Origin of the sequence: Clostridium thailandense, from assembly GCF_019207025.1 — a bacterium.
In the GTDB taxonomy this organism is placed as follows: domain Bacteria; phylum Bacillota; class Clostridia; order Clostridiales; family Clostridiaceae; genus Clostridium_AM; species Clostridium_AM thailandense.
The window spans coordinates 12,782-28,610 of record NZ_JAEEGC010000092.1; the positions used below are offsets into that span (position 1 = coordinate 12,782).

Here is a 15,829-nt window from a genome sequence, read left to right on the forward strand (position 1 = left end):
TCCACTACTTAAAGTATTTAGAAACGGCTTCTTTCACTGCAGCTTCATCTGCTAAATATGGAAGTGTTACGTGATCTGTTCCTTCATGATTTTTATTAAATTCTATAACCGTTTCAATTGAATGTTCATTTCTTGCCCATGAACGTCTTGAAACTCCACCCATAACGTCCCAGCTAAGTGCTGATTTAATTATCTCGTCTGCTCTATAGCTTCCATCTAGTACTAATCCAAAACCTCCGTTTATAGATTTTCCTATACCAACACCACCACCATTATGAAGAGCAACTAAACTCATACCTCTAGCAGCATTTCCTGCATAACACTGAACAGCCATATCCGCCATAACATTACTTCCATCTTTAATGTTTGATGTTTCTCTAAAAGGAGAATCTGTTCCACTAACATCATGGTGATCTCTTCCCATCATTACTGGTCCTATTTCACCTTTTCTTACCATTTCATTAAATTTAAGTGCTATATTTATTCTTCCAATAGCATCTTGATATAATATTCTTGCTTCAGTTCCTACTACCATTTTATTCTTTTCTGCGTCTTTTATCCAGTTGTAGTTATCTCTATCTTGATATCTTCTGTTAGGATCTATACATTCCATTGCTGCATGGTCTGTCTTAATTAAGTCTTCTTTCTTTCCACTTAAGCAAACCCATCTAAATGGTCCATAACCATAGTCGAATAATTGTGGTCCCATTATATCTTCTACATAAGAAGGGAAAATAAATCCGTCTTTTTCATCTATTCCATTCTTAGATATTTCTTGAACACCAGCATCATATACTGCTTTCATAAAGGAATTACCATAATCAAAGAAATAAGTTCCTTTTTCTACTAAAGCTTTTATTAATTCAAAATGACGTCTAAGTGTCTTATCTACTAATTTAACAAAGGTTTCTCTATCTTCACCAAGAAGTCTTGTTCTTTCTTCAAAAGTAATTCCACTTGGACAATATCCGCCTTCATATACGTTATGACAAGAAGTCTGGTCTGATAGTAATTCTATCTTCATATCATTTTTAACTGCATATTCAAGTAAGTCAACTATATTTCCATGATATGCAATAGATATGCTTTCTTTCTTAACTCTGTACTCTTTAACTATTTCAAATATTTCATCTAGATTTGAAGACATTTTACCAACCCAACCTTGGTCAAGTCTTGTCTTAATTCTTGATTCATCTACTTCTGCAATTATACCAATACCATTTGCTATTTCTACAGCTTTTGGCTGAGCACCACTCATTCCACCAAGCCCTGAACTTACAAAAACATGTCCAGCTAAGTCACCATCATTTGGAATTCCAAGCTTCATTCTTCCAGCATTAAGTAAAGTGTTAAATGTTCCATGAACTATACCTTGTGGTCCTATATACATCCAACCACCAGCTGTCATCTGTCCATAGTTTGCAACACCCATTTCTTCTGCTACTTCCCAATCCTTTAAGTTGTCAAACATACCAATCATCATAGCATTTGTTATTATTACTCTTGGAGCATTTGGGTTAGATTTAAATAATCCTAGTGGATGTCCTGATTCTACTACTAATGTTTGATCTTGAGTCATAACTTCTAAGTACTTCATTATAAGTCTATATTGCATCCAGTTTTGACACACGCTTCCTGTTTCACCGTAAGTAACTAATTCATATGGATATAATGCTACTTCGAAGTCTAAATTGTTATCTATCATAACCTGGAAAGCTTTACCTTCTACACAGTTTCCTTTATATTCATCAATAGGTTTTCCATGAATTCTTCCTTCTGGACGGAATCTATATCCATAAATTCTTCCTCTTGTAGTTAACTCTTCTAAAAATTCAGGAATTAATTGTTCATGAAACTCCGATGGAATATATCTCAAAGCATTTTTTAAAGCAATTTCAGTTTGAGCTTGAGTTAAATGAAATCCTCTATCTGGTGCTCTTCTTATTCCTTCCTGAAATTTAGGCATTTCTGGCAATACGTCATCTAACTTTACTGTCATTGCATTTTTAATATCTATGTTTGTATTCATAACATTTCCTCCTTTTATTCGGAACACTGAGCAGTTAACCCTACTCCCTCCCGCTCGTGAATTACTTGTCAAAGGTCATTTTAACCCTTAATCTCCTTGTTTTTTAAATTATTCAGTTAATCTTGATTCTAATACTTGATTTACATCAAAGTTTTCAATCTGAAGATAATATTCTGCACAATCTATTAAAGCTTTCATTGGAATAAGACCTATAACTTCAGCACCAACTACTGGTACCCCATATCTTTTTGCTTCCATTTTAACCATTTCTTGAATAGTATATACAGATGTTTTTTCATAATTCACCATATTTATTGAAACTTGAGCTATGTTTCTTTCAGTTAACATTACTCCAACAGCTTTAGCATATCTAAGTCCACCACTCATATGTCTTATTTTTTTAGCTATAGCATTTGCTATTTCTATATTATCTGTACCTAAGTTTACGTTATACGCTATTAATGGGAATCTTGCTCCTATTACAGTTGCTCCACTCTTTACATTCATTTCACATGGTCCGAAATCTGGTTTCCACTCAGGTTGTTTTATTTTTTCAAAGAAACCTTCATATTGTCCTTTTCTTACGTTTGCTAAATTTTGTCTTTCTGGACACGATGCAGCATCTTCATATAAGTAAACAGGTATATTTAACTCTTCTCCAACTTTTTTTCCTAACTCTTTAGCTAGTTCAACACATTCTTCAGTAGTTATATCTTTTATTGGAATAAAAGGAACTACGTCTGTAGCACCCATTCTTGGATGTGCTCCTGAGTGTTTACTCATATCTATAAGTTCTGAAGCTTTTTTAATAAGTCTAAAAGCAGCTTCTTTTACTTGTTCTGGTCCTCCTAAGAAAGTTACAACTGATCTGTTATGATCTTTATCTGAACAATAATCTAAAAGCTTTACGCCTTCTGTTTTTCTAACTTCATCTACAACTTTTTCAATTAATTCTTTATCTCTACCTTCACTAAAATTAGGTACGCATTCTACTATTTTTGCCATGTTGCTTTTCCTCCTTGATTTGTTTCTTATTTGTTTTCATTATATCGTTTACACATCTATAAAGCGTCTATTATAGAAATTTTTATTAAAAAATATAAATAAAATTTAATTATCTTTATTGACGCTAAAGCATTCACGAAGTTCATATTGTAATAAATTCCATGCATAGATCAATATTCTTTTAGTTTCTTAAGCCACTATTGATACAGACACCTACGGCCAAAAGTTGATTTACACTCCGGAATATGTTTCCAAGCTTCAGCACTATAAAAATAGAATTGTCCTAGATAAATCTTAGCAAAAAATTTATCTAGGACAATTCTTATAATTTAAAATATAGACTTTTTTAATACCTAAGTTATATGTAAACTTCTCCTTCAGCAACTATAGTTACATCACCTTTTAGGTAAATGTCCTCAATCTGGCCATTTCTTACATTAGTAAGGACATCTATAGTTCCACCTGGCTGGTTTACTTTTTTGTCTATACTATTGTGGGACTTTAAGGACAATACTACACCAAGTGCAGCAGTACCTGTTCCACAACCTCTTTCCCATATAATACTTCCTGTGTCTTTAACGTAGACAAGTGGTGTTATAAAATCTTTTTCTTCATTGTAAAACATTATACCAAGGGCACTGTAAGATAACGGAGAAAGTTCTTCTACAAGCTTTAAAAGCAATCCTTCACCTGGAAGGTCATTCCCTGTAGATATTACTGCATGGGCTATTCCATCAAACTCTACGATAAATCCCTTATAATCAATTCCATTGTAATTAATTTCAACAGAACTTATTGACTTATGCAGTGGAATTTTAACTTTTACTTCAAAGCTATTATCAGTTAGCTGTCTAACTTCACCGTAAAGAATCTGCTCAACTCCTGATGCTTCAAAAGGAACAATGTACTTATCATTTTCCAATTCAAAGGAACTATATCCCCTTTGAACCATTATTGCAGCAAAAGCTCTCGAAGCATTGCCACAAAACTCTCCCCCCATCATATGAAGCCTTGAACAACTTTCTGGAAGGTTTGGCCTTTCAATAAACCCTACTTGTTCAGCATGTAAATTGTTATAATTCATAAGTTTATTTGCTACTTCTGGATACATTGATCTTGGAAGAGGATCTAGTATGAATATTGTCATATTTTCAGTTGGATTTACCTTTATAAAATTCAATTTCATTAAAATACCCCCTACTTTTGTCTTATATAATATAATAACTCATATTCTGATAACTTTATTTTACCAAAGTTATGCGGAATATGAGTTATAAATTTTACCTATTCAGCTATTTTTTCTTCTACATGTACAAAGTCACATTCCATTATAGGAACTATCTTTGTATTATGTGCTTTTTTGTATCCAAAATAGAAACATAAAAATAAAGGAATAATACCATAGTTAGTTATAAAATCAAACCAACTGAAGGTTTCTGCTTGGAAGATCCATATATTAGCACCAAATAAAACAATAATGCAAAGTATCATTCCGAATATAGGTCCAAATGGATACCACAATGCTTTATATTTTAAATCTTCAATTTTTCTACCTTGCGCAACATAAGCTTTTCTGAATCTGTAATGACAAATTGCTATTCCAAACCATGCTATGAAAATTGTAAGCCCAGATAAATTATAAAGAATATAGTATATCTTTCCATCTCCTACAAGTGATGCGAAAAATGCTGTTGATGCAATAACTGCTGTAAGAATAAGTGCATTTACTGGAACTCCTCTTTTATTTACCTTAGCAAATATTTTTGGAGCTTTTCCACCTTTAGCCATAGCATATACCATACGAGATCCTGCATAAAGTCCTGAGTTACCACAGGAAAGAACAGAAGTTAATATAACTGCATTCATTATTGACGCAGCAGCAGCAATGCCAGATCTTTGGAATACAATAGTAAATGGGCTATATGCTATTTCTGATACACCATTTTTTAATAAATTTGGATCAGTAAAAGGAATAATGAAACCAATAACAACAATTGCACCAATGTAAAAAATAAGTATTCTCCAGAAAACTGTATTTATAGCTTTTGGTACATCCTTTTCAGGATTTTCAGATTCACCAGCAGCGAGTCCAACTACTTCTGTACCAGCAAATGAAAATCCAGCTGTTAAAAAGCTCATAAGTATTGCCATTCCACCACCTACAAATGGGGCCGAATTACCTTTTCCATCATTCAGTGTCCAATTACTAAGACCTGTTGAATGACCTCCCATGATTCCAAATATCATAAGTACACCTACAACAAGAAATACAAGAATTGTTACAACTTTTATACTTGCAAACCAGTATTCACCTTCACCATACGCTCTTGCAGACATTAGGTTTAAAGCAAGAAGAATAACTAAAAATCCCATACTCCAAAATGTAGTTTGAGTATTAGGTAGCCAAAACTTAATTACAAGTCCAGCTGCAACTAACTCTGCTGCAACAGTAATTGCCCAGTTAAACCAATAATTCCATCCTAACGCGAATCCAAGTGCTGGATCAACAAATCTTGACGCATAAGTTTCAAAAGAACCAGAGCTTGGTATCATTGTTGCCATTTCCCCGAGTGATGTCATTAAAAAATATACAAGAATTCCCATAAGTCCATATGCCACAATTGCACCACCTGGTCCTGAAGTGCTGATTGTGTTACCACTGGTAAAGAATAGACCTGTTCCAATTGCACCTCCTATAGCAATCATGTTCATGTGTCTTGTTTTTAGACTTCTTTGTAATTCACCTTGCTGTTTTTCTTCCAAATTTGTGGCCATTAAAATTCCCCCTCGTCTAATTCGTAACAAAATTTAGATTGCATCATATGCCGATAACGTTTTCACATTTAGCGGAATATTTTTTGAAAAATTTAATAATTAACTTTATTATTAGCTATAGCTTCTTTTATTATATCTAACATACATCTTTAAAACGTCTACAAAACGACTAATTGTTAAAAATTTCTCTTAGATTTAATTATTTTTTATTGACGCATGAAATGTGACTGTTGCATTTAGGCAGAGAGAGGTTACCAAAGCTTTTATAATGACGAAGCTTGGTAACCTCTCTCAGAGTATAATTCTACTTTCTGGTATAGTTACTTGTAAATGCAACATCCCCATTATTTATTAGTTTATACACAACATCTATTTGATGCTGATCTTTTACTTCCTTTAAGTATTTTATCCCCTGTTTAACGTATTCCTCCAGACTTTCATTTAAATAATTTTCAAAAGTTCGTTTTATATAAATGTTGTCATCCATACTAATTTTTATCTCTGTCTTTACTCTGAATACCGTTCCTATTTCTTTAGGATTCTTTAAAGCTTTTGAGTTTTCATCCGCATTTTTTAAATATTTTAAGGCCCCATCATAATTTTCTTCACTAATTGCAATTAATGCCATAAAAGCTTCAGCAATTGCCTTTCCCCAAATAGAGTCAAATTGTCTATAAATATTCAATGCATTTTGAAAGTATCCTTTTGCTAAATTGCAATTTCCCATATAATAAGAAGTTTCGCCTGCATTAGTTTGAAATAAAGCAACACTTGTTAATACATTTTTTTCATCACACAATTCTATAGCTTTATTATAATATTGTAATGCTTCTGAAAATTTACTATTTTTCTTTCTTATGTCACCTATATAATTATAACAAGCAGCTATGTTTAAAGCATACTGGTCCGAAATATTTTTAGTACTACTTAATGTGTTTATTGATTCTTGTATTAGTTTCTCTGCTTCTTCATATTCTCCAATCATTTTATTATATAAAGCTTTAAGTCTTAATAATATTCCTATCTCATTATGATAATCGCATTTCTGTGCCAAACTTAGTCCCCAGTTTATATATTCTATCATTTTTTCAGTTTTGTTTGTCTGTATGCAATAATATATCATCTGTTTATAGCCTTCAATTGTATACTCATTAAAATTGATTTCTTTTGCTTTATCTATCATATGCTCAATATTCTTTATGCCTTCATCATATTCCCCTTTCCTTATCAAGTATCTTCCCTTTATATGAAGTACACATACATCGAATCTTAATACTTCAGTTAAATCCCCTTCTTCATCTTTAACCTTATTTAAAAGTTGTTCAATTTCCTTAATATTTTTTACAGTTTTACTTTCGCTAAAATATACTTTATTATAAGACCTATCATCATGCGGAATTATAGGAAATAACTCATGGTTAAAGTTCAAGTGAACATTTAAGCTTTTAATTTTATATTTAAGCGTCTCTATATGATTACTAGCATTTTGAAAATGATACACCAATTTATAATATATATTAAAATCTTTTATATTATTTCTCAGTGTCTGCTCAAGAAGCTTTCCAACTTTATTGTGAAGTATTCTCCTTTTAGCTTGTGTTAGATTAATATATTGAAATTCTCTCAGTTTTTGATGGGTGAACTTGAAACATATAGTATTTTCTTTTGTTATTTCTTTTAATATATATTTATTTTCAAGCTGCTCTATTATATCCATAATTTCTAGTTCATCTTTTTGTGTTAACTCCCTTAATATAAACATTGAAACTTCATCATCAAATAGTGATGCTATTTCAATTATCTTTTTCTCATCTTTAGATATATCTACAAATCTACTCTTTAAGACATCTTGCATTTTCGACGTCATTATATTAATGTTTCGTTTTGCTTTAATAGTATTTAAATACTCTGTAAGAAAAAATGTATTTCCTTCGGTCTCTGTATATATTTTTTTCGTAACTTCCTTTGATAAATTGTACTTTGGAAGAGCATTATTTATAAATCCCTCAACCTCTTCAGCATTGAATCTCATAAGTTCTATAATTTGAACTCTTCCACACTGATTGATAGATGTGAAAAATCTGTCAATATCATGCGTAAATTCATTTCTACAAGTAAGTAAAAACATTATATTATTTTCTTCAAAATGTGAAACAAAGCTTGCAAGTAAAGATATACTCGCTGAATCCATCCATTGAATATCTTCAAAGATTATTAAAATTTTTTTATTCATAGATATTCTTTTAAATACATTACTTATTACATTACCTATAACATCATATTTCATTAGCTCTACAGCAGTGTCTAACTTAAGATTTTCCGAATGATTATCATAATTTGATTCTGGAGTTAAATCATTTATTATATTTTCCAAAAGAACAGGCATTTTAATTTTATCACTATTTATAACAGAGGTTAAATCTGAAATGATATTTCTCCAAGGTTTTAGTGTATATTCATTTTCAAATTGATAACAATTTGTTTCGAATATATAAACATTTTCTTTTTCCAAAAATTTAAGAAATCTATCTTTAAGGCTTGTCTTACCTATTCCCATTTCTCCTTTTATTAATACAGATTTTGAAGTCTTATCGTTAATAAAATTAATATAATTATTCTTTATTATTCTTAATTCATTAATTCTTCCATAAAAATAATCTTCGTATTTCTCTTCATTATTTTTATTATTCATTAGATCAAGTATTTCTTTAAATGCCTTTGTGGTCTTTTCATCAGGAGATGTGGCTAATTCCTTCATTAGTGTATCAGAAATTTTATTGTAAGCCCTAATGGCATTATTAAACTTGCCTTGCTCCTTATATGAATTAATTAGAATTCTATAGGCTTCTTCATTGAATTCATCAATTTTTACAAGTAATTTACAATATTGTTCAACTTTATCGTAGTTCTTGTTTGCTTTCTCACATTCTATTTGCTTATTGAGTTTTTTTGTATATAATTCCTCAAGGTATTCACGAGTTTCAATCATCCAAGATTCAAAGCTTTCTGCATCCTTAGGCATATACCCTTTTAAAAACTCCCCTGTATATAAGTTTATTTCACTTTCGTTTTCAATAAATTTATCAACATCTACTTCAATATCTATATTTGTATTTAGTGCAATTGTGGACTTGTTTAAGAATTCTAAAACTTCCTCATCTCCAAAGGATTTTTTAAGCTTATATATAGCGTTTCTTAAATTCTTTCTTGCAATATTTTCTTCCATATCAGTCCATAAAAGTCCTGATAATTCATCTCTTGTTGCCTGCTTTTTCATTAATAAATAGCAAAATAGTGCTTGCACTTTATTATAGGGGAATGATATACTTTTTCCATTTAATGTTACAGCAAAACCTCCTAATAATTTTACCTGGATATGACTCATATCATCACCTCATTGAATTTTACATAAATTACGAATAATTAGTATTCTAGAACTAATTATAATTTTTTTGCAATTTCATGTCAATTTATCGTAGTAAACCGCTACATTATAGACAATTTTTTTAAATTTACATATAGAGAAAAAGCATAATAACTATATCATTTTTTCTTAAATAATTTTATAATCTTTATATAATTAAAATTTAGATTCTTTTAACATACATTTATGAAGTATTATTAGTTGAAATCGTTTTAGTAAATTGATTTAAGGGATGGTGCTATGAAAAACTTTTTTGATACACTTTTTGTCATACATAACTTTACACTGCAGTTTTGTACAATTAAATATTTAATAAATTTGTTTTCATTAAATCATATTATATATTTGAATTTTATACTAATAATAATCTCATTATTTATAATTATTTTAAAATATAAGAAAAAAAATAATGAGCTAGAAAAAAATAAAACCGTACTAGAAGAAAACTTGAAACTTTTAAGGTCTATTTTAAACGCACTCCCTGACCCTATATTTTGCAAAGATACTGATGGCGTTTATACCGAATGTAATATTGAATTTGAAAAATCCCTAAACTTAAAAAAGAAAGAAATTGTGAATCATACAGTTTATGAACTTTTTCAAGATGAAAATAGTTATACTTTCCATAAATCAGATTTGGAATTGATGAAGCACGGAGGAAAGCGACTTTACGAATCAAAATTTAGATTCTCCGATGGTAATTTACATGATATATCTTTTAGAAAGTCAACAATAATTTCTGATAGCAATGAAATCACTGGGTTAGTTGGTATTATGATTGATATAACCCAAGCAAGGCAAAATGAAAATAAAATTACTAAACTATTAAAAATAAATGAAGCCATGCTTGAAGTAAATCAATCTATAATAGGACTAAATAACATAGATGATTTATTTAACTTAATACTAGACAAAGCCTTATCAATCATTGACGCTGCTGAATACGGTTCAATTTTGACTTTAAACGAAAATAATTTTCTAGAAATAAGAGCGTCTAGAGGATATGACTTAGCTAAGGCTAAAGAATTTAAGCTTAAATTGGAGTATTCATTTCACTGGCTTAAAACTAATGGCAATATTAAAAACACTATAATTATTAATGATATTTATGAGCTTCCAGATGCTGATCTTACTGATATTACAGAAGAAATGAAAAAGTGGACAATCAAATCATGTATCAGTACACCTATAATAATTGATGGAAAACTATATGGTATGTTGAATATAGACAGCGATCGCGAGCATGCATTTGCCGAAGAAGATACGCAAATTGCACAATATATGAAAAATCAAATTGAGATAGCAATTAGTAAACATAATCTCTATGAACAAATAGTTTATTTATCTAAATATGATAAGTTAACTGGATTTTACAACAGAAACTATTTTGAAGAAATTATTGAAAAATGTATCCAAGATATTGATAATAAAGTTTTTAATTTTGTAGTTTTTGATTTAAACAAACTAAAACAAGTAAACGATGGCTATGGCCATTTAGCTGGAGATAGCTATATTGAAGTATTTGCACGGGAACTTAGAGAGAGAACTAGTTCCTTAGATATCTTAGCTAGATATGGCGGTGATGAATTTGTAGGTGTGTTTTTTAATACAAACCAGCAAAGCTTAGTTGAAAAATTTGAAGAACTAAATAATCATTTAAAAAATAACCCTATAAATTTTGATGGCTATAATATTATATGCAGTTTTAGCTATGGAATTTCAAAATTCCCTGATGATGCGGTATCTTATATGCACTTGCTGAAAATTGCCGATAAAAAGATGTATACCTATAAAAATCAATAACCTGTAAATGTAGGGGCACTTAATGGTCCCTATATTTATTTCAAAATATTATTTTCAAAATTTCTATGAGGTGGTAACATATTAATTAAGGAATAATTTATTAAAATTTATAATATAAAACTACCAATCTACATTATACATATTTTGTATATCTTATGATGTTACTATGGAGGTTTATATGAATGATTAGAAAAATACCTATGAGGTATCTTTTAGCAGTTTGCCTAATATTATTTATAGGTTTGTACAGCAGAATTTACGTTAAAGCAGCTAGTCAAGAAAGAATATTGATACTCCATTCCTATTCAGATGATTTTAGATGGACAATGGATATAGACACTGGAATTAAATCTGTATTAAATATTGATTCACGACTAATTGACTTATCTCATATATATATGGATACAAAACGCATTCAAACGGAAAGTTACATAGATGGTTTGTTTAATTTGTTGAAAATAAGATTTGCTAACTCTAAATTTGATGTAATAATATGCTCCGATAATGATGCTCTTGACTTTTTAGTTAAGTATGGTAGTAGTTTGTTTCCCAATACTCCTGTTGTATTCTGCGGTATAAATAACTTTTCCTATTCCATGTTAGAAGGTCATAAAAATTTTACTGGAATATGCGAAACAATTGATATAGAATCTACACTGAAAAGTATACCCAAACTTCAAACTAATATTAAAAATATAATATTAGTTTGTGACTCTTCATCCACAGGAAAGTTGAATGAAGAATTGGCCAAAAAGGCAATTAGTAAACTAAAACTTCCTGTTAAATTTTATTTTTATTGTGATACCGATGTTAAAACATTAGTATCAGCAGCTAAGGAATTAGGCAATGATACTGCTATTTTTCATGTGGGTCAACTTAGGGACACTGACGGATCCCTTATTAGTTATGAAAAAATAGGTCCTTTACTCAGTAAAGATTTAAATATAGGCAACTACATATGTTGGAGTTTTGCAATTGGAAACGGAATACTTGGTGGAAAAGCCCTAAACTCAGTAGATCATGGAAAAACTGCCGCTTCTATGGCTCTCAAAATATTGCATGGTAAAAAAGTTTCTGACATACCTATAATTGAACAAAGTCCAAGCAACTATGTATTTGATTATAGTGAACTACAAAAGCTTAAAATTGATAAGAGAAATATACCTGAAAATAGTATTATAATAAATAAACCTTTTCTCATCTATAAAGTATATCCAAAAATATTTTTTACTGTTCTTACTATAATAATCTCTTTACTATTATTTGTAATTATACTTTTTATTAATATTAAAAAAAGAAAATTAAGCGAAAAAAAATTAATAGAAAACTATGAAGAACTTAATATGGTTTATCAAGAACTTTACGCAACAGAAGAAGAACTTGAGTTTCAATATATTGAACTTCAAAAAAGTGAAAATTTTTTGAAGTTAAGTGAAAAAAAATATAAACATTTGGCCTATTATGATAACTTAACTGTTCTTCCTAATAGAACCTCCTTTGTTGATAAATTAAACCAGTCTATTTGTAAATATAATGAAACTGGAGAGAAAGGTGCCGTTCTTTTTATAGACTTAGATAACTTTAAAAGAATTAATGATACACTGGGACATGATTATGGTGATAAATTGCTTAAAAAAGCAGCAAGTAAGCTAATAGCCTCTGTAAATAGAGATAATTTTGTTTATCGAATAGGTGGCGATGAATTTTTAATACTACTAGTTAATATAGAAAATAAAGATAATGTTGTACAAGCTTGTAGGAAAATACTAAAAGCTTTTAAAACTCCTTTTAAAATAGATGAAAAGAAAATTTTCACAACAGTCAGTATAGGAGTTTCTCTCTATCCTGATGATGGATTAGATTGTAATTTACTTTTAAAAAATGCCGATACGGCAATGTATAAGGCTAAAGACCTCGGTAAGAATAGATATGAATTTTATGATACAAAAATGTTTGATGAAATTTCAAAAAAATCTGAAATAGAAAAAGGTTTAAGAGCTGCTTTAAATGAGGGTGGTTTTCAGCTATATTATCAACCTCAAATTGATTGCAAAACCAGAAAAATTAAAGGCATGGAAGCCCTTCTTAGATGGCAGAGTGAAGATTACGGACTTGTCTCTCCTGCAGAATTTATACCTGTAGCAGAAGAAACCTCTTTGATAATACCGATTGGATATTGGGTATTGAAAACTGCATGTTATCAAGGCAAAAAATGGATTGATGCTGGTTATAATTTAGGTACAATGTCTATTAATGTATCTATTATACAACTTCAACATTCTAATTTTATTAACGCAGTAAAACGTACTTTGGCTAAAAGTAACTTCCCTCCGAATCTTTTAGAAATCGAAATTACAGAAAGTGTTCTTATGCAATCTGTAGATTCTAACATTAAAATTTTAAACGAACTAAAGGCTCTTGGTGTTAGCATCGCTTTAGATGATTTTGGAACTGGATATTCTTCTTTAAATTATTTAAAAATACTTCCAATAAATAATCTTAAAATAGATAAATCTTTTATTGATTCTATCCACACCAGTACTAGAGATAGAGATGTAATCGACGGCATGATTCAACTAGCTAATAAAATGAATTTAAACGTAATCGCTGAAGGTGTGGAATGGCAAGAACAATTCGACATACTTCACTCTTTAAACTGTCAACTAATTCAAGGATACTTTTTTAGCAAGCCTATACCTGCAGACAAGGTTGAAAAATTGGAAAATATATGGACATCCACAGCCGACACTTAACTTATGCTATGAGAATTACCGGTAATGATTGGAAAATATAAATATATTTTTAGAGGCCAATTGACAAAGGACAGTGGATAGTGAAGGTGAGTTTTCTTCCTTACATCAGAAAACTAATTTATTTTTTTAGGCTTGTTTTGTGAGTGTAAAACATCGCTCATTCAGATACTCAGAGAGTACTCCTGCGAAACGAGATAGCAGGAGTTTCTTTTAATTTAAAGATTTTTCGTAGTGCAGCGGAGAAAAATTCTCCTTCACTGTCCTCTGTCAATTATCCTCTGTCCTCTAAAAAACATTTTAAGAGATTCTTATTAAAGTTTATGCTGATTTAAATATGAATTCACTATATTATAAATCATAAGGATTTATAATAGGGAGTACATTTATCACTGGGACTTCATAAGGATGAACTTTTTTTATTGTATCTACTGCATTTTTTAGTATTTCTCTGCTGCAGCAGAACTCAACTTTGCATTCCTCTGTTTTACTCAACTTACCAATTTCACCTTCAAAGGGATCAGCCCCATTTAAGGGTCTCCATGAACCAATCACTTTAGAAACAGACATGCAGTTATCATAATTTCCTCCTATAGTAAGCGCTCCTATATCATTTAAACTTTTTCTTAAAGTTTCTAAATATTCTTCTGGTATAAAGGTTTCTACCTTTAAAAAATTAATCTCCATTTTATTTACCTCCATTAAACCATTTCTTATAATAATTATACCTAAATTTATGCTAACTATCCCTATTTACTAAATTATGTAGAATTGTTTTTTGGTATCAACATTTGTAATTTATGCATTACTTTAGTATCATTAAATAAATGGCAGATATAAGCCAAACGAGATTGTTCAAGATAAGTTTAGAGATAATTTAAACTGATTAAATATTATTATAGGGTTTAAGACCAGAAAATTAATTTATACGCAGGGATATGTTTCCAAAGCTGAAGGCACATATAAAAAATTTTTAATCAATATTAGCGAAGTATTTTAGAAAGTCTTAGGACTGTTGATATGTTTGAGGCACGAGTTTATCAATGGTTCTTAGACTTTCAAAATACTGAGCTTTAGATTGATAAAAAGTTTTTATAGTGCCAAAGCTTGGAAACATATGCCGGAGTGTAAGTCTACTTTCGGCCGTGCGTGTCTATATAAATAAGGAGGTAAAAATGATAAAAATAAACATACCCGGCAGGTATAATTTAGAACTTAAAAACATTATTTTTGATTATAATGGAACTTTAGCAGTAGATGGCATTATATCAGATTACATTAAAAATATGTTAATTAAACTAAGTGATAGTCTAGACGTATATATACTAACTGCTGATACTTATGGTACTGTTAGAACTCAATGTAAAGATCTTCCTATTTCTATTAAAACCTTTTCTGAAGGCAATTCAACAGAATTTAAAAAAGCTTTTATAGAAAAGCTGTCTTGTGAGAATTCTATAGCTGTAGGCAATGGACTCAATGATGTGGAAATGTTAAAAAAAGCAGCTTTATCAATAGCAGTTATAGGAAATGAAGGCTGTGCCTCTCAGGCTATAATTAGTTCTCATATAACTTGTAAAAATATTAGTGATGTATTTGATGTTATACTGAAAAAAGATAGAGTTAAGGCTACACTGCGAGATTAAGTTTATAGTTCTAAATATGACATAAGCAAGCTTATTTCTACAGTTAGGCAATTTATTTTATTCATTGTATTTTTTTACTCAAGTGTGAAACACTATTAACATTATTAAATTAGACTAGGAGGTACTACCATGCAAAAATATCTATGTGTTGTTTGTGGATATGTTTACGACCCAGAACAAGGTGATCCAGACAATGGAATAAATTCTGGAACATCTTTTGAAGACATTCCTGATGATTGGGTATGTCCATTATGTGGAGTAGGAAAGGATCAATTTGAACCTACTGATTAGCTTACAGGTTGGTTCTAATTGATCATATAGAGATGCACCGCCGAAAGTAGACTTATGCTCCGGGAGATGTTTCCAAGCTTCATCACGATAAAAACTTTTTGTCAAT

General features: G+C 30.1%; 10 protein-coding genes. 4 read left to right on the plus strand and 6 right to left on the minus strand.

Going from position 1 to position 15,829, the window contains the following annotated elements; genetic code table 11:
- Nucleotides 1–4: 4 nt before the first annotated feature.
- The 5 genes from hutU to I6U48_RS17155 form a co-directional block, all read right to left on the minus strand.
- Nucleotides 5–2,029, minus strand: a complete 2,025-nt coding sequence (gene hutU, locus I6U48_RS17135; protein WP_218321689.1) for a urocanate hydratase — start codon at nucleotides 2,027–2,029, stop codon at nucleotides 5–7.
- Between the two features lie 108 nt (nucleotides 2,030–2,137).
- A complete protein-coding gene (ftcD, locus tag I6U48_RS17140; protein ID WP_218321690.1) occupies nucleotides 2,138–3,034 on the minus strand; it encodes a glutamate formimidoyltransferase in 897 nt (298 codons plus the stop codon).
- Nucleotides 3,035–3,392: 358 nt separating this feature from the next.
- Nucleotides 3,393–4,220, minus strand: coding sequence for a histidine racemase CntK family protein (locus I6U48_RS17145; protein ID WP_218321691.1), 828 nt, complete (start codon nucleotides 4,218–4,220; stop codon nucleotides 3,393–3,395).
- A 98-nt stretch (nucleotides 4,221–4,318) separates the two neighbouring features.
- The gene (locus I6U48_RS17150) at nucleotides 4,319–5,809 is read right to left on the minus strand and encodes an amino acid permease (RefSeq protein WP_218321692.1); all 1,491 of its coding nucleotides are present in this window, start codon (nucleotides 5,807–5,809) and stop codon (nucleotides 4,319–4,321) included.
- 304 nt (nucleotides 5,810–6,113) lie between these two features.
- Nucleotides 6,114–9,194, minus strand: a complete 3,081-nt coding sequence (locus I6U48_RS17155; protein WP_218321693.1) for an AAA family ATPase — start codon at nucleotides 9,192–9,194, stop codon at nucleotides 6,114–6,116.
- Between the two features lie 279 nt (nucleotides 9,195–9,473).
- Between I6U48_RS17155 and I6U48_RS17160 the strand changes: the two genes are divergently transcribed.
- On the plus strand, nucleotides 9,474–11,036 hold the full coding sequence (locus I6U48_RS17160; RefSeq protein ID WP_218321694.1) for a sensor domain-containing diguanylate cyclase: 1,563 nt from the start codon (nucleotides 9,474–9,476) through the stop codon (nucleotides 11,034–11,036).
- Nucleotides 11,037–11,218: 182 nt separating this feature from the next.
- Nucleotides 11,219–13,789 (plus strand): ABC transporter substrate binding protein, encoded by a 2,571-nt coding sequence (locus I6U48_RS17165; protein ID WP_218321695.1) that lies wholly within the window; start codon nucleotides 11,219–11,221, stop codon nucleotides 13,787–13,789.
- Nucleotides 13,790–14,137: 348 nt separating this feature from the next.
- On the opposite strand, the gene cutA is transcribed toward I6U48_RS17165, so the two are convergent.
- The gene (cutA, locus tag I6U48_RS17170) at nucleotides 14,138–14,473 is read right to left on the minus strand and encodes a divalent cation tolerance protein CutA (protein ID WP_218321696.1); all 336 of its coding nucleotides are present in this window, start codon (nucleotides 14,471–14,473) and stop codon (nucleotides 14,138–14,140) included.
- A 488-nt stretch (nucleotides 14,474–14,961) separates the two neighbouring features.
- On the opposite strand from cutA, the gene I6U48_RS17175 reads away from it, so the two are divergent.
- Nucleotides 14,962–15,432, plus strand: coding sequence for an HAD family hydrolase (locus I6U48_RS17175; RefSeq protein WP_218321697.1), 471 nt, complete (start codon nucleotides 14,962–14,964; stop codon nucleotides 15,430–15,432).
- Between the two features lie 129 nt (nucleotides 15,433–15,561).
- Nucleotides 15,562–15,723, plus strand: coding sequence for a rubredoxin (rd, locus tag I6U48_RS17180; protein WP_218321698.1), 162 nt, complete (start codon nucleotides 15,562–15,564; stop codon nucleotides 15,721–15,723).
- The last annotated feature ends 106 nt before the right edge of the window (nucleotides 15,724–15,829 follow it).